We start from the raw sequence: 25,782 nt of genomic DNA on the forward strand, positions 1-25,782 counted from the left end.
GCCGGATCAGTTTTTGGTGCCACCGGCACCCGGGGTCTGACCGGCGTGCTGGTAGACGTGGTCGACGAAGCCATACTCGCGAGCCTCCTCCGCGCTGAACCAGCGGTCGCGATCGGAGTCCTCCACGATCTTCTCCACCGGCTGGCCGGTGTGCTCAGCAATCAGCTCGGCCATCTTGCGTTTGATGAAGAGCATCTGCTCGGCCTGGATCTTGATGTCGGTCGCCGTGCCGCCAATGCCACCGAGCGGCTGGTGCATCAGGATGCGAGCGTTGGGGGTGGCGTAGCGCTTTCCTTGGGTCCCCGCCGACAACAGGAACTGCCCCATACTGGCAGCCATGCCCATGGCGACAGTCGCCACATCGCAGGGGATCCAGTTCATCGTGTCGTAAATGGCCATACCAGCCGAGATCGAGCCGCCAGGGCTGTTGATGTAGAGCCAGATGTCCTTCTCCGGGTCTTCCGCCGCCAGGAGTAGCATCTGCGCGCAGATCGCGTTGGCGTTGTCGTCCCGGACATCGGATCCCAGGAAGATGATCCGTTCCTTGAGTAGCCGCTGGTAGATGTGGTCGTCCAACCCGGAGGTGTTCGCCGGTCCGGCGGCGACGATGTCGCTCATGCTCACCGTTCTCCATCTCTCGTTACGTGCAGGGGCCCGGGTGGCGGGGCGATGCTCGGGATGCCTATCCCGTGCAGTGGTGTCAGACCGTGACAGTCTGTCGTCCCGGGCCTCCTGGCCCCTCCGCTTCGTTCAACCTAACGTCTCTGCGGTCCTGCGCATTTCCGCCCCAGCCCGCTGTTCGCCGTCAGCGCACAAGTCGGGGTGACATTGGACGGCTCGGACGTCGCAAGACGCCGACAGCGCCGACCCTCACCCCGTCAGGGGCTCGGTGTCGGCGCTGTCGGAAGCCGTGTCATCAGGCCTTGTCGTGACCTGCGTCCTTGGCCTCAGTGGCTTTCGCCTCGGCGGCGGGGGCCTCCTCAGTGGAGGTTTCCTCGTCGTCAGCGTCCTCGTCATCGATGACGACGCTGAGGTCGACCGTGGTGCCATTGCTATCCACGACCTGGACCTGCTCCAGAACTGCAGCCAGGGCCTTACGGCGAGCAACTTCGCCGACCATGGCACCGATCTGGTTGTTCTGCTCCATGGCCTGAGCGAACTGCCCCGGCTCCATGCCGTACTGCTGCGCAGTCATCACCAGGTACTCAATGAGTTCCTGCTGTTCAACTTCAACCTCGGCCTGCTCAGCCATGGCGTCCATGAGCAGCTGGGCGCGCAACGCGCGAGTGCTGCTCTCCCGCACCTCAGCGCGGTGCTCGTCGTCGTTGAGGCGCCCTTCACCTTCCAGGTGAGCGCGAACTTCAGCGTCGATCAGCCCCTGGGGGACCTCGAACTCCACGGTCTCCAGGAGCAGCTCCAACACCTTGTCCCTGGCCTGAACGCCCTGTTCGAAGAGTTTGGCCTGGCGAGCCTGCTTGGCGACATCGGCCTGCAACTCCTCCAGAGTGTCAAACTCTGAGGCTTCCTGCGCGAAGTCGTCGTCCAGCTCGGGCAGCTCCCGCTCCTTGACCGCACCGAGGACGACGGTGATCTCGGCGTCCTCGCCCTCCCGGTCGCCACCAGCCAAGGGACCGGTGAAGGTCTTGCTCTCACCCACGGACAGCCCGATCAGAGCGTCGTCCATGCCTTCGAGCATGTTGCCGGAGCCGATCTCATACGAGATGCCCTTGACCGAGTCGATCTCGGTGCCCTCGATGACCGCGGACAGATCGATGGTGACGAAGTCACCGTCCTGCGCGGGTCGCTCAACGGTGTTGAGCGACCCGAAGCGCTGCCGCAGCAGGGTCAGGCGCTGCTCGGCATCCTTGTCGATGGACTCCTCGTCCACCGTGTCGACCTCGACCTTAAGGGCCGAGTAGTCGGGGAGGGTGATCTCCGGGCGGACATCGACCTCGGCGGTGAAGACGAACTGCTGTCCGTCTTCCAGCGGGATCTCGACGATGTCGACCTCAGGCTGACCAAGCGGCTTCAAGCCAGCCTCGTCCACAGCCTTGCCATACAGGCCCGGAAGCGCCTCGTTGACTGCCTCCTGGAGGACAGCACCCTTACCGACTCGCTGCTCCACGATGCGGGCGGGGACTTTGCCCGGACGGAAACCGGGCACGGAAATCTGCGACGAGATGGCCTTGAGGGCCGCGTCGACGCTCGGCTTGAGCTCCTCGTAGGGGACCTCGATGGTCAGTTTGACCCGGGTCGGGTTGAGGGTCTCGACGGCACTCTTCACTTCGCGCACTCCAGCGGAATCGGATATCGGACAAAGCTTGCACGTGCCCACCGTTCGATCCGGTGACGCCGGGACGAGCGCCTGTGCCGGACGCGGCGTACGTGTCCGTCTGCGGCCGACTCAGCCAGCCCCACCCGTGGGGGCACTTCCGGCCATGCTATCGGTTAGATCCCACCGACGGCGACACTCACCCCCCGGCCCTGCCGAGGAGCCGGGCCAGGAAGGCACTGCAGCACCGTAATTGACCGGACTGCACATCCCTCCCCTGGCTCCCGACGCCTGTCAGTTCCCGCAGCGGAAGCGGGTCAGATCCGATGCAACACCACCGGTCGTAACACGGGTTTCTCTGTGCTGCCTGTGGCGATCGTCGCCGCGATATCTCCACGGCTGTTGATCCCAGCAATACCGCTGATCCGCCACCCCTGAGGTATCCCAGCGACAATGTCATCGAGTTGAGTCCGCCCTCCGTCGGCCCAGAGGAAATATCCATAACGTTCCGAACCTGGGATCGCGCTCCCGCCCACCACCCGGCCACCACCGTCCACCCCGATTAAGAAGTCGTCGAACGTGGCCCCGGGGATGGCCTCAACCTGACGAGCCGAGTTCCACCGGACCATTGTTCCGACGGAGCGTCCCACGATCCACGAGCCATCCCTCGTGGCGTGCTCAGCTACCTCGAGACTGTAGGAGGCAGGTTTTGTCGAATTCAAAGACGGCAGCTGCTGCGGCTCAGCGACGTTCTGCGGCCACCAGTACGCCGCAGGAAAATGCGATCCCTCCGGAGGCTGAGCTCCTGGGCTGTCGAGCATGCCAATCTCTGAACCATCCTCGAGGACTCCGCGGGGGCGGACATACGTCCAGACCGATGACCGCCGATCGCCCCATTTTCCGTCATACCAGCGGTGAGTGATCATCCCGGCAGTCCACTTCTCCAGGGTAATGACCGAGCCGTCGTCGCCAACGCCAATGACATCCCACCAGTGGTTCCACAGCTCGACGTCGTTGATCTTCTGCGGAGGCTTGCCAGGCCCCCAACGCATCGTCCATTCGTGCCAGTAGTAACTGGGGTCACCGTCAGGGAAGGTGACGGTTCCAATCGCCTCGCCAGCGCGGTTGATCTTGTTCACCACCGGGATGGCTGAGGCAGGCAGGTCGGCTGGTCGTTCCAGCGGGGTGGCCCGCCCGCGATAGAAGCGGAACGGACCTTCGGCGCAGTTGCCGATCACAAATCCACTGTCGCTGATGTCGGCGGCAGAGCAGCGTGTCAACGTGCCCGTGTTGATGCTGGTCAGTTGGTACTGGGCGGATTGCTTTGCTGGCTTTGGCCCGGGGACGGCTTCCGGTTGTGCCGTTGCGGCCGGTCCCGGCAGCGCCCCGAGCGCTAACGCCATGCCCCAGGCGATGGATGTGATTGTCCGCTTCATCAGATACCCCTCCCAGGCGAGCAGAACCATGTCGAGGGCCCCCACCCTCAATGAAATGGTCTCTGTTGAGGGTTCATTCGGCAATGCCGGGACGTTCACAGGGCGGTAGCTGTGAATGACTCCACCTACAGCTGTGGCCCTGTCTCCAGGGAGGGAGACAGGGCCACAGCTGGGTCATCTGGTCGGGCTGACAGGATTTGAACCTGCGACATCGTGCTCCCAAAGCACGCGCGCTACCAAGCTGCGCCACAGCCCGTGGTTGAGACCGAGGCACCACAATACCGGACAGAACGCAGTGACGACGCACTCTTCCGGTGAGCCTCCCAGAATGGGGACGCTGTCCGCAGCACCCCTTCGGATCGGGTTAGACTGCATCCGCGGTCGGTACGCCGACACGTGCGGGTGTAGCTCAATGGTAGAGCCCCAGTCTTCCAAACTGGCTACGCGAGTTCGATTCTCGTCACCCGCTCCACTACGTCTCACCAGGTCAGCTATCTCTGCATGATCTCAACTGGCCCCTTATTTCTGATCCTCAGGCCTTCGTCGCAGGGCATCCAGGATGGAGAGACGGTACTTCCCCACTCCTGGTGACAGGTTCACGCCTTCCCCCCGCACATCTCATATGTGGTTGCTGAGTTCTGAGCCGTGCCTATTTAGTGGGGTGCCGGGGTCGCCACCGCGCCGACCGCATCGCGGTCAGCGCGACCACACCATGACGGCACCCCGGTCGTCAGAGCGACCGGTAGGGGCATCCCGACAGAGCCGCTGGGTGACCCGGGCCAAATCATGCCCGGCCGCATCGTCCAGAGCGCCGATCAACGTCGTGATGCCCTCATCAACGCCGTTACCGCGGTCTTCGACGAGCCCATCGGTGTAGAGCATGATGGCGTCGCCACGCTGGAGGCGACCGCGCACGCTGGGGTAGTGCATCCCCGGCAGGAGGCCTAGCACTGGGCCGCAACCGCCATCGATGGCAGCCCAGCGCTGCCCGGCTGCTCGATGCAGCAGCGCCGGCGGATGGCCTGCACTGCTAATGGCAAATTCCCCGGTTTGCAGGTCCACACAGAGGTAGATGGCGGTGGCGAAACCTTCTGACCAGGACTGACGGATGACATAGTCGTTCGCCGCACTGAGAAACTCTTCCGGCGGCAGCGAGCCGAGGAGAGCATCGAAGGCCCCGGATAGCAGCAGGGAGCGAGTGCCAGCATCCAGGCCTTTCCCGGAGACATCAACCAGGACAGACTCCAGGAGATGGCCGTCATGGGTGCGCCGGGTCACGACAAAATCACCAGAGAAGGGCTGCGCATACGCAGACTCCACACAGGCTTGACCATGCCACGGTGCGGGAAGGTCCGGGATATGGCTTCGCTTGACGAGCCGGCTCCGTAGATACGCCAACATGCTGTCGCCGCGACTGCCTTGGACGCCAACTCGGGCGCGGGACATGCTGCGCCACAACGTGGTGGCCCCGACTGCGATCAAGGCCGCGATGGTGCCTGGACCGTCGGTTTTGATATTGCCAATCACTGCCGCAGTGATCATGACCGCCGCGAATGTGGCACCAAGAATTCCCGCATGCCAACGGGGAGAATGCAGTGCCCCACTGAGGACGACCAGGGGCATGAAAGCCATCCATGGCACCTCGACAGGGCAGGCGATGATCCCGATCGACGTAGCGACTATTCCCAGGAACAGAACGGTGGCGGTAAGGCGTTCCCGCGTCTCGACATGGCTGCGCACGGCAGACCAAAAACGCGCGAACCTGCGACGGACTGCCTTGCGTTCTAGGGTGATCGGAGCGGGCCCTGGGGGCAGGTCGACCCGCAGGGTCAGAGGGCGAGCGCCGCCCTCGACGGAGCTGATCGACATTGATCCCATGGGGGGACAGTAGTACGACATCAAGAATCCCGCCTACCACTGTCATCAATTACGAGAATCTTAGTCGATCGTTTTGATCAATCGATCCACGTCGTTCCCTTATCGGTCATCTGTCCAGTTTTCCCAGGTCAGTCGTCCAATTTCAGAAAAATGCCCACATGTCGAACAGAATCGGGATGACAGACCTCACCTGAGCCATATGTCGGCCCACCTATCCCAGTGGTGCGCGCACTTCCCGCGATGACACTCATACCCCGCCCTACCCACCACATCCCCAGCGCACCACTGACACCCGGCATGGCCTGTGCCCAGGGAAGACACCTTGGGCACAGGCCGCGCCCTCACCGCCCTGACGACGACACCCTCACCGGTCCAGGATCGGCCCGACTGTCCGAGTTCGCTTGAGCTCGAAGAAGCCCGGCGTGCCCGCCACCAGGAGGCATCCATCCCACAACCGTCCAGCGTCCTCACCTCGCGGCGCTGGAGAGACCACCGGCCCAAAGAAAGCGACATCACCCACCGCCACCACTGGGGTTCCCACATCGGACCCCACCAACTCCATGGCCTCAGCATGCTCCGCTCGCAACGTTTCATCCACGTCGTTGTCCTCGGCGTACCGAGCCAGCTCCGCCGGGAGCCCTACTTCAGCCAGAGCCCGGCGGATCACCACATTGCGGTCGTCTATTTCATCCAGGTGGATCGCCGTCCCCATCGCGTCGTACAACGGTTTGATGACCTGACGGCCATGATCCCGAGCAGCTGCAACGATCACCCGTACCGGCCCCCACGATCGGTCCATCAGCGCCAGGTAATCCTCTGGCAGGTCCCGGCCCTCGTTGAGGACCGACAGACTCATCACGCGCCAGTCGACCTGCACATCTCGCACCTGCTCCACCTCGTCGAGCCACCGCGAGGTCATCCACGCCCACGGGCACGCCGGGTCGAACCACATCCGCACACTCTGTGTCATGTGGCTCACTCTCCCATCGAACCGGACCATGACACGACGCGGGGCGGTGCAAGGATGTCCCGGTACCGGAATACCGTGACCGACAAGGGAGTACTTCGTGCCCGGAATGAATCTGACCCGTCTCGAGGCCGCTGAGCGCGCGGAACTGCTGACGGTGACCTCCTATGAGGTCTCCATCGACCTGACGACCAGCGCTCAGAGCTTCCCGACGAGCAGCGTCATCCATTTCAGCTGCCGTCGCCCGGGCGCAGAGACGTTCCTGGACTTCGTCGGTGAATCCGTCGAGTCGATCTGCCTCAACGGCACTGATCTCGACCCGGCTCAGGTGTACGACGATCACCGGATCGTTCTCACCGATCTGGCCGAAGAGAACACCCTGGAGGTGCACGCCACCGGGCGTTATATGCACACCGGTGAGGGGCTGCACCGTTTTGTTGACCCGGTCGATGACCAGGTCTATCTGTATACCCAGTTCGAGACAGCGGATAGCCGCCGGATGTTTCCTGTCTTTGAACAGCCAGATCTGAAGGCGACTTTTGCCTTCACCATTACGGCCCCGGCACACTGGCAGGTCATTTCCACCCAGACGACGCCCACCCCCACCGCTGTGGGCGAGCGCGAGGTCCCGCAGCTGGGCACGATCCCTGTGGCCCGGTGGGAGTTCGCTCCGACCCCCCGGCTGTCGAGTTATGTGACTGCACTGATCGCTGGCCCGTACGACGTGGTGCGGGATTCGGTAGCCGCTGGCGATCGACAGGTGCCGTTGGGGTTGTTCTGTCGCAAGTCGCTGACGCCGTATCTTGATGCGGACGAGGTGTTGGACATCACCAAACGCGGTTTCGCGTTCTATGCCGATCTGTTCGATCTGCCGTATCCATTTGAGAAGTATGACCAGATCTTCACCCCGGAATACAACGCTGGGGCGATGGAGAATGTCGGTGCTGTCACCTACAACGAGATGTATGTGTTCCGGGCGAAGGTCACCGACGCCATTGTGGAGCGGCGAGCCCTGACCATCCTGCACGAACTCGCTCACATGTGGTTCGGCAATTTGGTGACGATGCGCTGGTGGGACGACCTATGGCTGAACGAGTCCTTCGCTGAGTGGGCGTCGATGACCTGCCAAGCTGAGGCGACCCGCTGGAATGACGCCTGGGCGACCTTCGCCACCTCCGGCAAGTCGTGGGCATTGCGCCAGGACCAACTGTCCTCAACTCACCCGGTCGCGGCGGATATCCGGCATCTCCACGACGTCGAGGTCAATTTCGACGGTATTACCTACGCCAAGGGCGCTTCGGCGTTGAAACAACTCGTCGCGTACGTCGGACGGGAACCTTTTGTGGAGGGCTTGCGCAGCTACTTCCGTGAGTTCGCCTACGGCAATACGACCCTCGCGGACTTGCTGCGGCATTTGGAGACCACGTCTGGCCGTGATCTGGCTGCGTGGACGCAGGCATGGTTGCAGACAGCCGGACCTAACACGCTGCGCACCGAACTAGACCTCGACGGTGACGTGATCCGTTCTGCTGCGGTCCTTCAGGAAGCTCCATCGGAGTATCCGACGATGCGCCCGCACCGTCTCGCCATCGGGGTGTACGACGTCGCGGACGGCACGATGATCCGACGCCATCGCATTGAGACTGACATCGTCGGGGAACGCACCGAGATTCCCGAACTGGCTGGGACAGTCATGCCGGATCTGCTGTTGCTCAATGATGACGACCTGACCTATGCCAAGGTACGACTGGACCGACGGTCAGTGGACTGCTTGCTGACTCACGCGGGACGTGCCCCTGCCCTTCCTCGGGCGATCTTGCGCGGCGCTGCCTGGGATATGACCCGCGACGCTGAGCTGCCCGGACGCGAGTTCGTGCAGATGCTCTGGCAGGTTTTGCCGACCGAACGGGATTCGACATTGTTGGCGATGACCTTGGGTCAGCTCGGAACCACGATCTCGACGTACGTCGACCCGCAGGCACGTCCGCAGTTGCGCGCGGATGCGGCGAGCCGTCTGATGGCTTTCGCGCAACAGGCTGAGCCGGGCACTGACGCCCAATTGCAGTTGGTGACCTCCGCTGCCGGTTGGGCGCATTGCAGCGATCAACTCGACTGGGTGCAGGGGATTTACGACGGCAGTGCCCCATTGGCGGGTTTGGCTGTGGACACCGAAATGCGGTGGACCCTGCTCACCGCGCTGGTGATGGGTGGTCGAGCCAGCGAGGAAGACATCGCGGAGGAAGAGCGGCGCGACCCCACGGCCACCGGTCGGGAGCGCGCCGCCCGAGCCCGAGCCGCTATCCCGACCGCTGCAGCGAAGACCGCCGCCTGGGACCTGGTGTTCAGCGATTCGAGTCTGCCCAATCAGACCGTCAGCGCCGTTCTGGCTGGCTGGGCAGCGGTGCACGACGAGAGTCTGCTGACGCCATTCGTGGAGCGTTATCACGGCGAAATCCGAGAGCTATGGGATCAACGGACATATGCGATCGGTGAGGACATCGTTGTCGGCGCTTACCCCCTGCGCCTGGCATCGCCGCAGGTGGCGACGGCTACTGAGCGTTGGTTGGACGAGCATCGCGACGCCCCGGACGGGTTACGCCGCCTGATCGCTGAAAACCGAGACGCCGTCACCCGCGCTGTGCGCGCCCAAGAATGTGACGCCCGCTCTGCTCGTTGAGGACTGGCCGGGCGGCGAGAGCCAGCCTCGTCGCCCGGCACCTGCTCGCAGTGGACCCGCATGGACCTACTGGTCCGTACCTGCGAGCATGACTGGCATATCGCCACATAACCTCACAGATACGGTTCGTCCATGAGCACCGCCCCTACGGAGCCCCCTTCTCGTCTGTTCACCCGAGAGGCGGTGGCCTGGATCTGGCATGACCTGGGCACGACCGCGTTCAACTCGGTCGTCATCACCTTCGTCTTCTCGGTCTATTTGGTCAGTCCGGCCTTCGGTCCGAAGGATGCCAACAACGAAGCTCTCGGGACGGGACTGAGCATCGCGGCGTTATGCGTCGCGTTGCTTGCGCCGGTGCTGGGACATCGCGCCGACCGCCGTGGTCGGCCGGTTTTCTGGTTGGGGGTCAACAGCACTGTCGTGTTGGTGTTGATTCTCTCGTTGTGGTTCATCCGTCCCGAACCACAGTATTTGTGGCCAGGGATCATCGTGCTGGCGGTGGCCACGGTGTTCTCTGAGTTCGCCGGCGTCAACTACAACGCACTGCTCAAACGGGTGTCTACCCCCGAGACGGTCGGGAAAATCTCAGCGTTCGCCTGGGGCTCCGGTTATCTAGGAAGCATCGCGCTGCTGTTGATCATCTTGTTTGCGTTCATCCAGCCTGAGGTCGGACTCTTCGGCGTCTCCGCCACGGATGGCCTGTCGATCCGAGCTTCGATGCTCTTGACCGCCCTGTGGTACCTGGTCGGGATGGTGCCGGTGCTCATCGTCTTGGGCCGTGGCCCCTGGCCCCGGCGGACTGTGGTCTCCCCGGTGGAGATGATCACGGTGTCCACTGCTGAGCAGACCCTGCTTCCTGCAGCCGACGCCATCGCCTCGCACCGCCCACTGGGCAAAGCCAAGGAATCCATCCTCGGGTCCTATGCAGCGCTCTGGCGGACACTGCGCTCCCTGGCTCAGGAAAGCCCCCACACTCTGTATTTCTTGGTGGCCTCCGCGATCTTCCGTGATGGGCTGGTCGGCGTGTTTGCCTTCGGCGGTGCTATTGCCGCTGGCACTTTCGGTTTTGCCCCGGACGCTGTGGTGATCTTCGCTATCGCCGCGAATCTCGTCGCCGGGGTCGCGACCTTTGCGATGGGTGTCCTCGACGACAAGATCGGGCCGAAACGCGTCATCATCGGCTCACTCATCTGCATGATCTGCGCCGGAGTTGGCGTGTTCATTCTTCACGACGGCGGCCCGGTGGTGTTCTGGGTTCTGGGCTTGATCTTGTGCATCTTCGTCGGACCAGCACAGTCTTCATCCCGGACCCTGCTGACCCGCCTCATCCCGCATGGCCGGGAAGGGGAGATTTTCGGTCTGTACGCCACGACCGGGCGGGCGCTGAGCTTCATGGCGCCGGCCGCTTTCACCTGGGCGATCGTGCTGGGACGCAAGATCACCCCGGATGCCCCCAGTACTCAGTACTGGGGGATCCTTGGGATTGTCGTAGTGCTCCTCGTGGGACTTCTGGTCCTGATCCCGGTCAAGGTCCAGCCTCATTCCACTGTGGACGAGCACTGGCAAGGCTCAGCGCACTGAGCTGTGTCATCAGCTCCCCGCTGCGGTTCAGCGCTTACCCGCGCTGAACCGCAGTGGGGAGTCGGCGTACCGCAGGATCGGCCAACACATGCTCTAGCAGCAACGGCTGCCGATCCGGCCCAGCCAGAGGCACCCGCCAGTTGGGGTATTCCTCATCAGTGCCAGGCTGATTGATGGTGCGCCGGTCTCCCACGAGATCGGACACACTCACCCCCACCAGCAATGCTGGACTCCACGACACGTATCGATGCAGGGCCTCGACGACCTTGGGCAGGCTCTCGTCATCACCCAACAGACCTCGGGACCGTAACGCGTCGAGCATGCGCTCTCGATCAGCGTCATCCTCAGCCCGTTCCACCTCCACCGGCCGAGTGAACAATCCAAGACGTTCCCGCACGTCCATATGCTCCCCCGTCAAGTAGCCAGCTGTGGGGGGCAGGTCATGGGTCGTCACCGACGCTAGACAGAGACGTCGATACGCCTCCGGGGGCAGCGGCTGCCCCTGCTCGTCGCGTTCAAACCACAAGATCGATGTGCCCAGCACGCCTCGCTCCTTGAGGTATTCACGCACCCACGGTTCAACCGTGCCGAGGTCCTCCCCCACCACGACTGCGCCAGCCCGGTGAGCTTCCAACACGAGGATTCCGACCAGAGCTTCATGATCAAACCGCACATATGTCCCATGCCGCGGGTCACTCCCCTGCGGCACCCACCACAGCCGGAACAACCCGATGACGTGGTCGATGCGCAACGCTCCAGCATGACGCAACGCAGCGCGCACCATGTCTCGGTAGGGCGCATATCCAAGTTCAGCGAGTCGGTCCGGGCGCCATGGCGGTTGACTCCAATCCTGACCGAGCTGGTTGTACGGGTCCGGAGGCGCCCCGACGGTCACGCCGCGGGCGAGCGCATCACCGAGGCCCCAGGCATCTGCACCTTCGGGGTGGACGCCGACAGCCAAATCGTTCATCACTCCGATGGTCATGCCTGCGGCGCGGGCCAGCCGGTGGACCTGGGCGAGTTGGTCGTCAAGGACCCATTGCAGCCAACGGTGGAAGGTGATCTCCGGCGCGAGTCGAGCACGTTCTGCAGTGACGGCGGGGTCGTCGACATGCTGCAGCTCGCGGGGCCAATCGGTGGTGCCGTGCGCATCGGCGAGTGCGCACCAGGTGGCGAAGTCGTCAAGTCCTTGGCCTTCACGTTCGCAGAAGGCGTCGAAGGACAGCTGTCGTCGTACTGGCCGGGGCGCATCGTGGATGAGGCGGAGGGCAGCGCGTTTGAGCTGCCAGGCGGTGTCACGATCGATGGTGTCACGGAGGTTCAGGGCGCGGGCTTGCTCAGCGAGGCTTTCGACGCGGGCCCGCACCTCAGGCGGCAGGGTGGCGACTTCGGGAATGTCTTCGACGCGCAGGTAGACAGGGTTGACGAAACGCCGGGAGGTCGGCAGGTACGGCGAGGGCTCCATAGGCGCGACGGGTTCGGCGGCATGCAGCGGGTTGACGAGGGTGAAGTCGAAGTTCAGATCACGGGCGGCCCAGACGGACAGGTCAGCTAGGTCGGCGAGGTCACCGACGCCCCAGGACTGGGTGGATCGCAGGGCGTAGAGCTGCGTCATCAGGCCAGCGGCGCCCCGAGCGGCGACAGCCGGTGGAAGGGTCAGCGCGGTGGGGACGACGATGAGTGGGGCGCTGGCCAGAGGGTCACCTGGGACCTGGGCGCACAGGGTGTGCCAGCCTAGGGGGAAGTCAGCGGGGATCTCGAAGAGGGCTTCACCGATCAGCAGATCGTCGACCTGGCGTGGGGGGACGTTGTGTTCGAGTTGGCGGACTTCTCGACGTCCTGCGCGGTCTTCGAGTTCGATCCATACCTCGACGGGGCTGCCGTGGGGGACGTGCACGGGGACATGGGCGGGTTGGCCCTGTCGGGTGAGGGTGGTGTGGGGAAGCCGCTGGCGCCAGGGTGCGAGTTCATGGTCGTTCAGGGCGGCATCGATCTGCTCGGGGGTAGCCGCGTCGATACCAAGGGCTGCCAAGACGGTCCGGATGGTGTCAGCTCCAACGACCACATGTCGGCCTTGCCAGTCCCAGTATTCAGTCGCTACGCCGGAGGCGCGGGCCAGGTCGGCCAACGGGACCGAGGGGATTTCGTCAGGGAGCGCGCTGGTCACAGTAGGCCTTTCGTCGCAGTTCGCCCCGATCCTAATGGCGGGGCTCAGACCATGCCGGTCGACAGTCCCGGCACGACCGCTCAGATCTCGAGCGGGGACAATGTCGTCATGGTGTTGCTCCGACTCGCCGCTGCTCCAGCATCGCTCCCAGACCTGGGCTGGGACAACGTCACGACCTGGTTAGTGGACAAAGGTCTACCGATTGTCGGCATCGTCATCGGGTCGGTGATGCTGCGATGGATTGTGCATCGCACCATCAACCAACTGGTGTCTTCCCTGGTCCGGGGGCGGCGCGCCGATGATGACGGCGCGACTTCGGGGGGTCGTCTTCGTCGTTCACGCGGTGAACGGACAGCTCCTCCGGTCCCTGAGACAGTCGTCACATCTCCGGCCCTTCCCGCCCGCCACGAAGGATCCCCACCAGGGGAGGTGGCCGAGGGGAATGACAGTACGCCCCGGTGGCACTCACGTCCGACGGCTCGCCCTGCTGAGGGGCGCTTCATCAACCCGGAACGGCAACGGCAACGCGTGGAGACCCTTGGGTCGGTGTTGCGCAGCATCGCCACGATCGTCATCCTCACCATCGCAATCCTGATGATTGGTGAGCAGCTCGGCCTCAATATGGCGCCGCTGCTGGCATCGGCGGGAGTGGGTGGTGTCGCCCTAGGTTTTGGCGCTCAGAGTTTGGTGAAAGACTTCCTCAGCGGCATCTTCATGCTCGCTGAGGACCAGTACGGCGTGGGGGATTTCATCGACGCCGGTGTCGCTTCAGGGACTGTCGAGGAGGTCACATTGCGGGTCACTCGGTTGCGAGATGTCCAAGGAGTCATTTGGTATATCCGCAACGGAGAGATCACCCGCGTGGCCAACAAATCTCAGGGGTGGTCCACAGCGATCGTCGACATTCCCGTGGCCTACGACGAATCTCCCGAACGAGTCATCACCGTCCTCGCTGAAGCGATGAAAGGCCTCGACGGGGATCCGGAATGGGAAGACGTGCTGATGGAGCGACCGAAGGTGATGGGGGTGGAATCAGTCTCGGGTGGCACGATGAGCATCCGCATCCTGGCACGGTGCGCCCCCAACGAACATTGGGGTGCGCAGCGGGAGATCCGGGAGCGTGGTCTGACCGCCTGCGTCGCGGCCGGCATTCGAGGCCCGGTCGTCATCGGGCCCTACCTTGGAGGACATGCATGACCTGCCCCCCGGACAGATCCGAGGCTGCCTCGTCCGGTCATCCCGCACCGGCGCCGACAGCGACGCCGTATCAGCTGATGGGCGGCGCTGCGACGTTCGAGCAGCTCACCCGGGAGTTCTATCGGGGCGTCGCTGACGACCCGCTGCTCCGCCCCATGTATCCAGAAGACGACTTGGAACCGGCTCGGCAGCGCCTCGAGTGGTTTCTCGCGCAGTATTGGGGCGGACCAACGACGTACGGCGAGCGCCGAGGGCACCCGCAGCTGCGCCGCCGCCACCTCCCGTTTGCGGTCACTCCCCAGGCCCGTGACCGCTGGCTACATCACATGATGGCCGCGGTCGACACCCTCGACATTGATCCCGACGCGGAACAGGTGTTGCGGGATTACCTCACCAGGGCAGCGTTTTCCCTGGTTAATCGGATGGAGCAGCTGTGAACATGGTCGAGGAGCACCCCTGGTGGCGCGACGCCGTCATCTATCAGATCTATCCGCGCAGCTGGGCTGATGGCAACGGCGATGGGGTCGGTGACCTGCCGGGGATCACGGCCCGGCTCCCTCATTTGGTGGAGCTGGGGGTGGACGCCCTGTGGCTATCACCGTTCTATGTCTCGCCACAACGGGATGCCGGATACGACGTGGCCGACTACCGCAATGTCGACCCGTTGTTTGGGGACGTGGCTGCAGCGGACGCTCTTCTCGAGCGCGCCCATGACCTGGGACTGAAAGTGATGGTGGACCTTGTTCCGAATCACACCAGCAGCGACCACCCCTGGTTTCAGGAGGCACTCGCTTCCCCTCCTGGCAGCGACGCGCGAGCCCGCTACCTGTTTCGCCCGGGATCAGGCCCCACCGGTGACCTGCCCCCGAACGACTGGATGTCAGTATTCGGTGGCCCAGCCTGGACGCAGGTGACGCCTGGCGACGCCGCTGCCTCAGTCGCGGGACAGTGGTATCTGCACTTGTTTGACAGCAGCCAACCCGACCTGGACTGGACCCACCCGCAGGTGCGCAGCGAGTTTGAGGACATCCTGCGCTTCTGGCTGGATCGCGGTGTCGACGGGTTCCGCGTTGACGTCGCGCACGGCCTGGTCAAAGCACCTGGCCTGCCCGACTGGGGTCGGGAGCAAAAAATGCTCCAGGTCGATGCAGAGGGAGCAGCAGCAGCGCCACCGGTCGCTGAGCGTCCCCGGCCTCCGATGTGGGATCAAGACGGAGTGCACGACATCTACCGGTCGTGGCGGCAAATTCTCACCCAGCATCACAGGGAAAGACCGTCAGCGACCGAACCCATCCTGTGCGCTGAAGCGTGGGTGGATCCTCCGGAGCGGCTCGCCGCTTATGTCCGCCCGGACGAAATGCACCAGGCGTTCAATTTTTCTTATCTGCAAGCAGCCTGGAATGCCACCGACCAACGGCAGGTGATTGAGCAGTCGCTGCGATGGTGCGCGTCCGTCAACGCACCGACAACGTGGGTGCTGTCCAACCATGACGTGGTCCGGCACGCCAGCCGCCTGGGGCTACCCACCGCCCGTCAAGACGGCCGGGGACCAGTCGGAATCGGTGCCCATGACCCTCAGCCAGACGCAGACCTCGGGTTGCAGCGGGCGCGGGCCGCCACCGCATTGCTGCTGGCACTCCCTGGCTCAGCATACCTCTACCAGGGCGAAGAACTTGGCCTGCCGGAGCACAGCACTCTTGCCGATAGTGCACGACAAGATCCCACCTGGCCTCGATCTGGCTTCACCGAGGCAGGACGTGACGGATGCCGCGTGCCGATGCCCTGGGAAGCGGCGTCACCGGCGTACGGCTTCAATGACACCGGACGTACCTGGCTGCCGCAACCACCGACATATGGCGCGCTCGCCGTGGATCAGCAGCGGGGAGTAGCCGGGTCGACGTACGAGATGTATCGCACGTTGTTGCAGTTACGGCGGGAGCACCGTGTGGGTCGCGGTCAGCTGGTCTGGGAAGAGAGCCCCGCTGAGGTGCTGATGTTCCGTGCCGGGCTGGAGGGCACAATGCGCGTCGTGGCCAACCTGGGGCAGAGCCCGGTGCCCTTGCCGCCGGGTCGCGTGGTGGTTTCCAGCGGGCCCTGTGACGACGGATATCTGCCAGCGGATACGACGGTGTGGATGTCCTTGCCGGACTGAACGTTCGGGGCACTACTGCCAGAGTTACGTTGGGTGACATGACCACTGGTGAATGTCGATGAGCACGACCGACCCTGAGATGTCCGCTACATCTGTGACCGACGCGCACTCCGCGTTCTCGCCGGGCCTTGCCACTGTTACGGCCTCGCTGCTGGGTCTGGTGACCATCATCGCGTTCGAGACGATGGCGGTGACGACCGCGATGCCCGCGGTGGCGCTGTCGCTGGCGGCGGGCCCGTCGTATGGGTTGTCGTTCTCATTAATGTTCACCGGCCAGTTGGCTGGGATCGTCGTAGCTGGCGTGTGGGCAGGTGCCCGTGGGCCGATGCCGACGTTGTGGACTGGGCTGGGTGTGTTTGCAGCAGGTTCGGTAGTCGCTGGGGTGGCGCCGTCGTTCTTGGTGTTCCTGGCTGGTCGATTGGTGGCCGGACTCGGCGGCGGGTTGGCGTTCGTCTCGTTGTATGTGGTCATCGGATCGGCGTATCCCGCTCCGTTGCAACCACAAGTGTTTGGGTGGGTGGCAGCCGCCTGGGTGGTGCCCTCCATCGTGGGTCCGTTGGTGGCGGCAGCGTTGACTTCGGGGTGGGGATGGCGATCGGTTTTCCTGCTGATCCCGGCCATGGGCGTTCCGGCAGCGGTGGGCTTGCGCCGGGCTGGTCCGTTGTTGGCGCGCGGGGCGACTTGCGCTGCGACGCCAGAAGTGGTGACGTCCGGCGTGGACAGCGGACCTGGCACGGGGTCGGCGGCGCGAACGGTGCGTCACGGGCTGGGGATGGCGTGCGGCGCATTGATTTTCCAAGCGGGTACGACGATCCACGGTCTACCGCCAGGGATGGGGCCGATAGCAGCTGTGCTGGGGATGATCTTGCTGGCCTGGTGCGTGCCTCCGTTGATGCCGCCGGGTACGTTTCGGCTGCGCAGCGGTGAGCCGAGCGTGATGGTGGCCCGGTTCACGTATATGGCGAGTTTCAATGCGGCAATAGCGTTTGTCGCGTTGATGCTGGTCGAGAACCACGGCTTGTCGCTGGTCATGTCGGGGTCGATCGTGGCGCTGGCGTCACTGGGATGGGCAGCGGGGTCTTTTATCCAGGGACGAGCTGTTTTTGTGGGGCGCGGTGCTGATCTCATCAGGATGGGCTCGGTGGTGTTATCAGTGAGCGCTGTGGGGTTGTGGGTGGCTGATGTGTTGGCGGGGCCGCCGTGGGTGGTAGCCGTGGCCTTAACCGGGATCGGTGTGGCGATGGGGATGGGAGTGACATCGACGTCAGTCGTGGCGTTGGCGCTGGCCCCACCTCAAGAACATGCGTCTGCATCTGCGTCGCTGCAGGTGGCTGACGTGCTGGGCAGCGTGACGGGGGTGGCGATGGCGACGGTCGGCTATGCGGCGGCGCTGAGCGCCCATCACCCGGTCACCGAAGCGTTCATCGCGGTGTGGTCGGTCACCGTGGTGATGGCGTTAGCAACCCTGCCAGCGGCCTGGCGAATCGGACCAGCATCGGTGGTGAAGGACTGATCACGGCCGGTAGGAACGGACCGCTCACCCCCGATCCGTTCTGGATCGGGACCGGCTGCGTAGGGTGGCCAGGTGAGCTTCCATGAGCAATATCTGACGCCGAATGATCCTGAGTACGACCCACTGTGCGATTTGCTGACCGTCTTGAACGTCGTTCCAGCTACGGCAGTAGACCCAGTTTCAGCCGGGGCCGCTGCCCAGGGCAGCACGGGGATTCCGGTGGATGTCGCTGACACCTTTGTAGGGCGCAGCCAACCGATGCCGCATGGCCGGGTGTTTGGCGGACAGGTGGTGGCGCAGGCTTTGGTAGCGGCTGGCCGGACTGTCGCCGACGTGGAGGGCCCGCCCCGACTAGTGCATTCGTTGCACGGATATTTCTTGCGGCCGGGTGATGCGACACAGCCGTTGCGCTTCGAAGTGGAGCGATTGCGGGATGGGGCGTCTTTCTCGGCACGTCGGGTCCATGCCGTGCAGTACGGCCAGCCGATCCTGTCAGTCATCCTGTCGTTCCAAACGCACGCTGGCGGTATCGATCATCAGTCACCGATGCCTCCGGTGCCGATGCCGGAGGATTTGGCGGACACGGCCGAGTTATTGGCGGAGGTCCCGGACAGTTTGGCCAAGGAATGGACGGTCCGCCGCCCGATCGATGTCCGGCACTGCGAAGGTGCAATGTATGTGGCTCCGCAGCAGCATCACCATGATGTCCAGCATGTCTGGATGCGGGCCATCGGGTCATTGCCAGACGATCCGCTGATTCATGCTGCGGTACTGGCGTATGCCTCGGACTACACCATCTTGGAAGGTGCGCTGCGCCGCCATGGGTTGTCGTGGGCAGACGAGCGACTGCGGGCCGCGAGCCTGGATCACGCCATGTGGTTTCACCGGCCGGTGCGAGCGGACGAGTGGATTCTGTACGCCGAGGAGAGCGCGTCTGCCAGCGGCGGTAGAGCGCTCGGTGCTGGGCGGATGTTCAGCCGGGATGGCGTGATGGTGGCGTCGGTGGCCCAAGAGGGGATGCTGCGACTGAAAGGTTATTAAGTCGCGACAGAACAGTGACATTCCACCAAATCCATTGGAACAGTAGCGGTTTCGGGTGTAACACTCCAGGTATTGACAACTTGTCGACAAACTATCTGAACTGACCGGTCAGTTCAGTCATAGACTTTCGGTGTCAACGGCGACCTCCAAGGTCGCTTTCGTCGAAAGGCCCTCTCATGCCTTCTGTGCGTGACCTCATCCCACCAGCGGACGACACGCCGACAGTTCCCACCGAACTGCCACACCAGCACCGACCAAGCCACCTGCGGCTTTTCACCCAAGACCCCGCCTCGGGTGAACTCGCCATCCGGGCCCGCGGCCTCCATCTCACCGGCCGTCGTGGCACCGTCCTGGCGCCCATCGACCTGGACATCGCACCGGGCACCCTCACCGTTGTCACCGGACACAGCGGCACCGGGAAAACCTCTCTGCTGCTCACCCTGGTCGGTCGGATGCGCCCCTCGTCCGGCAGCGAGCTGACCGTCCTCGGACGGCCACTCCCTCTTCGAGCCATCTCCGTGCAACACCGCACCTCAGCGATGGGCATCGCCGGACTGGACGACCTCGACGAAGAAGTCAGCGTCAGTGCCTGCGTCCGAGAACGCCAAGCCTGGCTCGCACCCTGGTGGAAGCTCATCCGCACCCCCGACGACCACACGGTGGCCGACATCTGTCGCCCCGCGTTCGGTGATCTCCCCACCCCCGCTGCGCGACAAGTCGTCCACGAACTGCCTGAAGCATCCAACCTGCTGCTGCGAGTAGCCCTCGCGCTGCTCAGCAACCCCGATCTCATCGTGATCGACGACATCGACCAGCTGCGCGACACCGCCGAACGTGACCTGGTGTGGCACCGACTGGAAGAACTGGCCGCCGAAGGCCTCACCATCGTCACCACCTGCGCAGGCGCCGGCGAGCTCGACCGTGTGCCCTGGACCATTCGGCCCGGACATATCGAGCTTCCCGACCACGACGTCGCCACCTTGCGCGGACGCCGCCACTAATCGCTGCCGAGGCCAAGGAGGCCACCGCTGCCCGCTCGACGGCTGCTGCGTCATGCCGTCGACCCGTTTACCTTGCCGTCGAAGGATCCCCATGTTCGCCTGGACCTCGCACGGGACCGAGCTGAAACGCTTCGCCCGTCAACCCATCACCCGCGCCGCCGTCGCCGTGATGCTGCTCATTCCTTTGTTGTACGGCGCCATGTACGTCTGGGCCTTCTGGGACCCGACATCCAGCATGGACCGTCTCCCTGTCGCGCTGATCAACGACGACGTCCCCACCACCGTCGACGGTGAACGCCTCGCCGCAGGCGAGAAAACCACCAACACTCTGCTGGAACGCAAACCCTTCCAATGGCACCAGACCAGCCAGAACGAAGCACGCGACGGCATCGACTCCGGGAAGTACTACTTCGCAGTTCGCATCCCCTCGACGTACTCCAGTGACATTGCCTCGCTGAAGAGCGATAAGCCGCGCACCGCGCACCTTGACGTCACCTATGACGACACCAACTCCTTCCTGGCCAGCACCCTGGGTCGCTCCGCGATGACTCAGATCAAGGAAGCCATCAACGAAGTCAGCGGCACCGAAGCCGTCGACAAGGTCCTCGTGGGACTAGGCAAAACCCGAGACGGCATGGGAAACGCCTCCGATGGCGCGTTCCGACTCAACGAGGCCCTCGGCAAAATCGAACAGGGCACAGACAAGCTCAACGTCTCCAGCGGGCAGCTACGTGATGGCGCAGCCAAACTCGCCGAAGCCAATGGCAAGATCTCGGACGGTCTAAAAACCGTCGACGGCAAGGTCAAGCCGCTCCCCGGCCAAATCAACCAGCTGAGCGGCGGAACTGGTCAGCTCGTCAAAGGCCTCGACACCCTCAACGCCGGGATGCCCAAACTCGCCGACGGCAGCAAGGAACTAGCCGACAAAGCCACCCTCCTCAGCCAGAAACAAGCGCAGTACGTCGAAGGACTCAGCAAAGCTGGCGACGGCGCCAAAAAAATGCACGAAGGTTCCGCCAAGCTCTCACAACTGGGCGACGCCACCAAGAAGCTCGACGCTGGCGCCCAAAAACTCGCCGCCGGTAGCACCACCCTGGCAGCAGGAGCCGACAAAGCCGCTGCTGGCGCCCAAAAACTCGCCGGGGCTACCGGTCCGCAGGGTGAGTTGTACACCGGTGCCACCAAAGTGAGCTCAGGAGCGAGCGAACTCTCCCAGAAGATGGCCGAGCTGAACACCGAACTCGCGCCCGGCGGCAAACTGCACGCCGCACTCAGCAGCCCGCTTCCCTTACACCGTCAGGCTGCGCTCGCCAAACTCCAAGAGGCTATGCAAAAACTCACCGCTGGTACCGGCCAACTCAGCGCCGGAGCCACCGCGGTCAGTGAGGGCATTTACTCCACCTCCGGAAAACCATCTCTGAACGCCGGCCTGACCGCGTTGGCAGGACCAGAAGGACTGCAAGGACTCGTCGGTGGGGCCCACGCCCTCAACAACGGCCTCACCAGCACCAACCCCGCCTCCCCTGGCTTGGCTCCCGCATTGCACCAACTGGCTGGGTCAACCAACGACATGAGCGGTATCCAAGGTCTGATCAACGGTCTGGCCAGCCTCGATGAAGGCATGAACAACCCCGACCCGACAAAGGGACTGGTCGCAGGCGGCAAAGCCCTCAGCCAAGCCAACGGGCAGCTAGCTGGCGGGGCCCAGAAGATCTCCGGCGGTGTCTCTACCGTCGCAGGTGGCGTCACCCAGCTCGACCAGGGCGCCCACCAGTTGCACGCCGGTGTGAACTCTGCCTCGCAGAAGGTCCCCGCTCTGGTTGACGCATTGGGACAACTGGATTCCGGAGCGCAGCAAGCCGCTGCCGGGGCCGACAAGCTCCGTCAGGGCACGGCATTGCTCGCAGGGAAGACCCCCGAGCTGAAGTCCGGGGTTGGCAAGGCCAAAGATGGTTCGGGCGAACTGGCTTCGAAACTCGCCGACGGAAAGAATCAGATCCCCTCAGATCAGGACGACACTCGCCGCGCTCGCGCCGCTGCGATCAACAACCCGGTGAGCATGAGCACCGAAGACATCCACCGCGCGTCCAGCTGGGGTGAGGGCTTCTCCCCCTTCTTCATTGGCATCGCCCTCTGGGTTGGCGCATTGATTACCTGGCTGCTGCTACGTCCGCTGCAGACTCGCGCGCTGATGACCTCCGTCAACGGCTTCCGGATGGCTTGGGGTGCGTTGAACTCTGCCTTGCTCCTGGCTGTCGGCCAGGTGTTCATCATGCTTGCAGTCATGCACTTCGCCATCGGTCTCGAGCCGAAGAACATGACGGCAACTATCGCCTTCACCATGCTGTGCGCCTTCGCCTTCATGGCATTGCAGCAGGCCTTCCAGGTTGCTTTTGGCAGCGCGGTAGGCAAGGTCATTGCTATCGCGATGTTGATGGTCCAGTTGGCGTCTTCAGGTGGTACCTACCCGATTGAGACCACTCCGGAGTTCCTCCGCACGATCAACCCTTATCTCCCGATGAGTTACCTCGTCAGCGGGCTGCGGGAAGCGATCACTGGTGGTCTCGGCGACCGTTTCTGGACGGCTACCCTATTTATGGGATCGGTCTTCGTAGTGTCTTTGATCGTCACATCCATTGCTTCGGCCCGTAAACGCATCTGGACGATGGGTCGGCTCCACCCGGCACTGAGCATCTGAGATGACGACGACGGCGGACGCTGCGTCCCCTCACCAACCAGGACCGGTCGTAAAGCATCCCCACCGTGCAGAGAGGACCAGCATGAATGCGGCCAGGACCAAAGGCCTGGACGGGCGCAGCGCCCGCCGCCATGACACCAAGCTGTTGATCTTGGGGGCGGCGACGGAACTCTTTGCCCTCCGGGGTGTGACAGCGACTTCCATGGACGACATCGCTGAGCACGCCGGAATCGCCAAGGGAAGCCTTTATTACAATTTCTCTTCCAAGTCCGGCCTGGTTGAGGCATTGATGGCGCAATCAGTATCGACCTTGAGAGCCTCCATCGACTCCGCTATGGAGGGCCTGACAGGTCGCGCAGCTCGTCAAGCTGTGATCGCTGCGGTCCTCGCGGAAATGCAGCGCAACCCCAATGCAGCTCGGCTGATGGCGGCAGAGGTCTTCCGGACCGATCGTGACTGGCGCACCACGACTCAGGCCTGGCGGGAAGTGATGATGACGCCCTTGGCTGCGGGCTTGATGGCCGACGATCCCGCCATGACGGTCGATACGGCGGCAGTGCGAGCTGCGGCAATAGTCGGGGCGACTTTGATGGCGGGATTGGAGTGGATGATGTTCCGGCCGGAGCTTCCGTACAAGGACGTGCTGGCTGCGGCGCTCACTGCAATTGATCTGACCTGTCCGCAGTGACCTTCATCTGACAACAGACCGCACATCTCGGCATGACGGTGGCCGGTCACCTCCTTGAAGAGGTGACCGGCCACCGTCATGCCTAGGACCCGCTACTCAGAGCAGGCCTGACGGGATTAGTCGCGGGTCAGTTTGCGGTAGGTGATGCGGTGGGGTCGTGCCGCGTCCACCCCGAGCCGTTCGACTTTGTTCTTCTCGTACGACTCGAAGTTGCCTTCGTACCAGTACCACTTCCACGGCTCGTCGTCAGTGCCCTCATACGCCAAGATGTGCGTGGCCACCCGGTCGAGGAACCACCGGTCGTGGCTGATCACCACAGCGCACCCGGGGAAGTCGAGCAGTGCATTCTCCAACGAACCGAGGGTTTCCACGTCCAGGTCGTTGGTCGGTTCGTCGAGCAGCAACAGGTTGCCGCCTTGCTTCAACGTCAACGCGAGATTCAGCCGGTTACGTTCACCGCCGGAAAGCACCCCAGCTGGTTTTTGCTGGTCCGGGCCCTTGAAACCGAATTGGCTGACATAAGCCCGCGACGGAATTTCGACCTTTCCCACCTGGATGTAATCCAGACCGTCGGAAACGACTTCCCACAGGGTCTTCGCGGGGTCAAGGCCAGCGCGTGTCTGGTCGACGTAACTGATATCGACGGTCTCCCCCACTCGCACTGAGCCGGAGTCTGGCTCTTCCAAGCCCACAATCGTCTTAAATAGTGTGGTCTTGCCGACGCCGTTGGGTCCGATCACGCCGACGATACCGTTGCGCGGCAACGTAAACGACAGGTCCTTGATGAGGACCCGGTCATCGAACCCCTTCGTCAGGTTATTGACCTCAATGACCGTAGAGCCCAGACGCGGACCTGGTGGGATCTGAATCTCTTCGAAGTCCAACTTGCGGGTGCGTTCGGCTTCGGCAGCCATCTCCTCGTAACGGGCCAGACGCGCTTTGCTCTTAGCCTGACGTCCCTTGGCGTTGGAGCGCACCCATTCCAGCTCGCTCTTGAGTCGCTTCGCGAGTTTGGCGTCTTTCTTGCCCTGGATCTGCAGTCGCTCCTGCTTCTTCTCCAGGTAGGTCGAATAGTTGCCCTCGTACGGGAAGAGACGTCCCCGGTCGACCTCGGCAATCCAGCCAGCCACGTTATCCAGGAAATACCGGTCGTGGGTGACCGCAATGACCGCGCCGTGGTAGGCCGCGAGATGCTGTTCCAACCACTGCACGCTTTCTGCATCCAGGTGGTTGGTGGGCTCGTCGAGGAGGAGCAGATCAGGTTTAGAGAGGAGCAGTTTGCACAGCGCCACTCGGCGCCGTTCTCCACCGGAGAGCACGGTGACATCGGCGTCAGGCGGCGGGCACTGCAATGCGTCCATTGCTTGCTCGAGCTGGGAGTCCAGGTCCCACGCGTCGGCGTGGTCGATTTCTTCCTGGAGCTTGCCCATCTCCGTCATGAGCGCGTCGAAATCCGCGTCTGGTTCGCCCATCTCCACCGAGATCTGGTTGTAACGCTCGACTTTGGTGAGGATCTCCCCCATGCCCTCCTTGACGTTGCCGAGGACATCTTTCTCCTCGTTCAACGGGGGCTCCTGCAACAGGATCCCCACGGAGTATCCGGGACTGAGCCGCGCCTCGCCGTTACTGGGCTGGTCCAGCCCAGCCATAATTTTGAGGATCGTCGACTTGCCCGCACCGTTCGGGCCGACCATACCGATCTTGGCACCGGGGAAGAACGACATCGTCACGTCGTCCAGGATCAGCTTGTCCCCGACAGCCTTGCGGGCCTTGGTCATGGTGTAGATAAACTCCGCCATGCTGCTCAGGCTATCGGTCCGGAGGCAGCACCCCCGAATCGTCATCGACATCGACGTCGGTGCCCGCCTACATCGGACGGGACCACCGACGTCAGGTGTCATTCAGCCCCGTACCGGTTCGTCCTCCGTCGCGGCGTACATCTCCTCGGTGAACGGCTCGTCCGGCTCTCCACCCAGGTAGTCCTCATCCATCGGCATGGACCGGTCATCTTCGGCGCCAACTGGACTGCCTTGCCAGGGTTCAGCGCTGTGGGCAGCTGGTGCTTGCGAGGGGAATGACCCGTGATCCTGCCCCGGACGGACCCGGGTGAACTGAGTCGTTCCTTTGGACAGGTCGTGACCGACCGACGTCGCATCGATCTCCACGCTGGTGCCGCTCTTGTCCTCAGTGCGCCACTGGTTGACGCGCAACCGGCCAGTGACCACCAGCGGCTGTCCTTTGCGGATGCTTTCGGCCATATTCACGGCCAGTTGACGGAAAGCCACGACCGTCACGAAGTTGGTGCCCACATCGACGTACCGTCCGCTGGCGGCGTCCTTACGGCGTACCGTCGAAGCCATCCGCACCGTGACATAGGCGTCGCCGTGCCGCGTGGTGCGCTTGACCGGATCTTCGACAGCATTGCCCACCATAGTGACCTGAGTTTCGTTCATCTCCCGGACCTTCCCTCTCCCAGTGCCGGGAGCTGGGCACCCGGCGGCGGGTCACGGTGAC

18 protein-coding genes and 2 tRNA genes are annotated in these 25,782 nt (G+C 63.3%); 11 read left to right on the plus strand and 9 right to left on the minus strand.

The window, feature by feature from the left end; translation table 11 throughout:
- Positions 1 to 6: 6 nt before the first annotated feature.
- From KEM60_RS13260 to KEM60_RS13275, 4 genes are all read right to left on the minus strand, one after another.
- Positions 7 to 618 (minus strand): ATP-dependent Clp protease proteolytic subunit, encoded by a 612-nt coding sequence (locus tag KEM60_RS13260; RefSeq protein WP_219108043.1) that lies wholly within the window; start codon positions 616 to 618, stop codon positions 7 to 9.
- Positions 619 to 916: 298 nt separating this feature from the next.
- Positions 917 to 2,284, minus strand: coding sequence for a trigger factor (tig, locus tag KEM60_RS13265; protein WP_219108044.1), 1,368 nt, complete (start codon positions 2,282 to 2,284; stop codon positions 917 to 919).
- A gap of 305 nt (positions 2,285 to 2,589) precedes the next feature.
- Entirely contained in the window at positions 2,590 to 3,708 is a 1,119-nt protein-coding gene (locus tag KEM60_RS13270) for a hypothetical protein (RefSeq protein WP_219108045.1), read from the minus strand.
- A gap of 179 nt (positions 3,709 to 3,887) precedes the next feature.
- Positions 3,888 to 3,964, minus strand: a tRNA-Pro gene (locus KEM60_RS13275).
- A 142-nt stretch (positions 3,965 to 4,106) separates the two neighbouring features.
- On the opposite strand from KEM60_RS13275, the gene KEM60_RS13280 reads away from it, so the two are divergent.
- Positions 4,107 to 4,180, plus strand: a tRNA-Gly gene (locus KEM60_RS13280).
- Positions 4,181 to 4,404: 224 nt separating this feature from the next.
- Here KEM60_RS13280 and KEM60_RS13285 read toward each other — a convergent pair.
- A complete protein-coding gene (locus KEM60_RS13285) occupies positions 4,405 to 5,577 on the minus strand; it encodes a PP2C family protein-serine/threonine phosphatase (protein ID WP_219108046.1) in 1,173 nt (390 codons plus the stop codon).
- A 373-nt stretch (positions 5,578 to 5,950) separates the two neighbouring features.
- Positions 5,951 to 6,556: a DsbA family protein gene (locus KEM60_RS13290; RefSeq protein ID WP_255574625.1), complete on the minus strand. Its 606-nt coding sequence runs from the start codon at positions 6,554 to 6,556 to the stop codon at positions 5,951 to 5,953.
- 97 nt (positions 6,557 to 6,653) lie between these two features.
- Here KEM60_RS13290 and pepN point away from each other — a divergent pair, with 97 nt between their 5' ends.
- Positions 6,654 to 9,230, plus strand: coding sequence for an aminopeptidase N (gene pepN, locus KEM60_RS13295; protein WP_219108047.1), 2,577 nt, complete (start codon positions 6,654 to 6,656; stop codon positions 9,228 to 9,230).
- 132 nt (positions 9,231 to 9,362) lie between these two features.
- On the plus strand, positions 9,363 to 10,811 hold the full coding sequence (locus KEM60_RS13300) for an MFS transporter (RefSeq protein WP_219108048.1): 1,449 nt from the start codon (positions 9,363 to 9,365) through the stop codon (positions 10,809 to 10,811).
- Between the two features lie 34 nt (positions 10,812 to 10,845).
- Here KEM60_RS13300 and malQ read toward each other — a convergent pair whose 3' ends face one another.
- A complete protein-coding gene (gene malQ, locus KEM60_RS13305) occupies positions 10,846 to 12,978 on the minus strand; it encodes a 4-alpha-glucanotransferase (protein WP_219108049.1) in 2,133 nt (710 codons plus the stop codon).
- 108 nt (positions 12,979 to 13,086) lie between these two features.
- Here malQ and KEM60_RS13310 point away from each other — a divergent pair, with 108 nt between their 5' ends.
- From KEM60_RS13310 to KEM60_RS13345, 8 genes are all read left to right on the plus strand, one after another.
- Positions 13,087 to 14,175, plus strand: a complete 1,089-nt coding sequence (locus tag KEM60_RS13310) for a mechanosensitive ion channel family protein (RefSeq protein ID WP_255574626.1) — start codon at positions 13,087 to 13,089, stop codon at positions 14,173 to 14,175.
- Entirely contained in the window at positions 14,172 to 14,612 is a 441-nt protein-coding gene (locus tag KEM60_RS13315) for a globin (protein WP_370626368.1), read from the plus strand. The genes KEM60_RS13310 and KEM60_RS13315 overlap by 4 nt, the downstream gene beginning before the upstream one ends.
- Positions 14,613 to 14,614: 2 nt before the next feature.
- A complete protein-coding gene (locus tag KEM60_RS13320; protein ID WP_219108265.1) occupies positions 14,615 to 16,327 on the plus strand; it encodes a glycoside hydrolase family 13 protein in 1,713 nt (570 codons plus the stop codon).
- A 58-nt stretch (positions 16,328 to 16,385) separates the two neighbouring features.
- Positions 16,386 to 17,840 carry an MFS transporter gene (locus KEM60_RS13325; RefSeq protein WP_219108050.1) on the plus strand — a complete coding sequence of 485 codons (1,455 nt, stop codon included), beginning with the start codon at positions 16,386 to 16,388 and terminating at the stop codon, positions 17,838 to 17,840.
- Between the two features lie 72 nt (positions 17,841 to 17,912).
- A complete protein-coding gene (locus KEM60_RS13330; RefSeq protein WP_219108051.1) occupies positions 17,913 to 18,881 on the plus strand; it encodes an acyl-CoA thioesterase II in 969 nt (322 codons plus the stop codon).
- A gap of 176 nt (positions 18,882 to 19,057) precedes the next feature.
- The gene (locus KEM60_RS13335; protein ID WP_219108052.1) at positions 19,058 to 19,882 is read left to right on the plus strand and encodes an ATP-binding cassette domain-containing protein; all 825 of its coding nucleotides are present in this window, start codon (positions 19,058 to 19,060) and stop codon (positions 19,880 to 19,882) included.
- Positions 19,883 to 19,973: 91 nt separating this feature from the next.
- Positions 19,974 to 22,580 carry a YhgE/Pip domain-containing protein gene (locus KEM60_RS13340; RefSeq protein WP_219108053.1) on the plus strand — a complete coding sequence of 869 codons (2,607 nt, stop codon included), beginning with the start codon at positions 19,974 to 19,976 and terminating at the stop codon, positions 22,578 to 22,580.
- 82 nt (positions 22,581 to 22,662) lie between these two features.
- Positions 22,663 to 23,268, plus strand: a complete 606-nt coding sequence (locus tag KEM60_RS13345; protein WP_219108054.1) for a TetR/AcrR family transcriptional regulator — start codon at positions 22,663 to 22,665, stop codon at positions 23,266 to 23,268.
- Positions 23,269 to 23,384: 116 nt separating this feature from the next.
- Here the strand turns inward: KEM60_RS13345 and ettA are convergent, their stop codons facing one another.
- On the minus strand, positions 23,385 to 25,067 hold the full coding sequence (ettA, locus tag KEM60_RS13350; RefSeq protein ID WP_219108055.1) for an energy-dependent translational throttle protein EttA: 1,683 nt from the start codon (positions 25,065 to 25,067) through the stop codon (positions 23,385 to 23,387).
- 102 nt (positions 25,068 to 25,169) lie between these two features.
- Complete coding sequence (locus tag KEM60_RS13355; protein WP_219108056.1) at positions 25,170 to 25,721, minus strand: single-stranded DNA-binding protein; 552 nt, start codon at positions 25,719 to 25,721, stop codon at positions 25,170 to 25,172.
- Positions 25,722 to 25,782: the final 61 nt, after the last annotated feature.

This window comes from Austwickia sp. TVS 96-490-7B, from assembly GCF_019331795.1.
Lineage (GTDB): Bacteria > Actinomycetota > Actinomycetes > Actinomycetales > Dermatophilaceae > Austwickia.

Bases quoted from the DNA above. Each gene is read 5' to 3' on its own strand.
- KEM60_RS13260 (WP_219108043.1), bottom strand. From the start codon at position 618: ATGAGCGACATCGTCGCCGCCGGACCGGCGAACACCTCCGGGTTGGAC.
- KEM60_RS13300 (WP_219108048.1), top strand. From the start codon at position 9,363: ATGAGCACCGCCCCTACGGAGCCCCCTTCTCGTCTGTTCACCCGAGAG.
- KEM60_RS13355 (WP_219108056.1), bottom strand. From the start codon at position 25,721: ATGAACGAAACTCAGGTCACTATGGTGGGCAATGCTGTCGAAGATCCG.
- KEM60_RS13285 (WP_219108046.1), bottom strand. From the start codon at position 5,577: ATGTCGATCAGCTCCGTCGAGGGCGGCGCTCGCCCTCTGACCCTGCGG.
- KEM60_RS13270 (WP_219108045.1), bottom strand. From the start codon at position 3,708: ATGAAGCGGACAATCACATCCATCGCCTGGGGCATGGCGTTAGCGCTC.
- KEM60_RS13345 (WP_219108054.1), top strand. From the start codon at position 22,663: ATGAATGCGGCCAGGACCAAAGGCCTGGACGGGCGCAGCGCCCGCCGC.
- KEM60_RS13320 (WP_219108265.1), top strand. From the start codon at position 14,615: ATGGTCGAGGAGCACCCCTGGTGGCGCGACGCCGTCATCTATCAGATC.
- KEM60_RS13315 (WP_370626368.1), top strand. From the start codon at position 14,172: ATGACCTGCCCCCCGGACAGATCCGAGGCTGCCTCGTCCGGTCATCCC.
- KEM60_RS13335 (WP_219108052.1), top strand. From the start codon at position 19,058: ATGCCTTCTGTGCGTGACCTCATCCCACCAGCGGACGACACGCCGACA.
- KEM60_RS13325 (WP_219108050.1), top strand. From the start codon at position 16,386: ATGAGCACGACCGACCCTGAGATGTCCGCTACATCTGTGACCGACGCG.
- ettA (WP_219108055.1), bottom strand. From the start codon at position 25,067: ATGGCGGAGTTTATCTACACCATGACCAAGGCCCGCAAGGCTGTCGGG.
- KEM60_RS13310 (WP_255574626.1), top strand. From the start codon at position 13,087: ATGGTGTTGCTCCGACTCGCCGCTGCTCCAGCATCGCTCCCAGACCTG.
- KEM60_RS13290 (WP_255574625.1), bottom strand. From the start codon at position 6,556: ATGACACAGAGTGTGCGGATGTGGTTCGACCCGGCGTGCCCGTGGGCG.
- KEM60_RS13340 (WP_219108053.1), top strand. From the start codon at position 19,974: ATGTTCGCCTGGACCTCGCACGGGACCGAGCTGAAACGCTTCGCCCGT.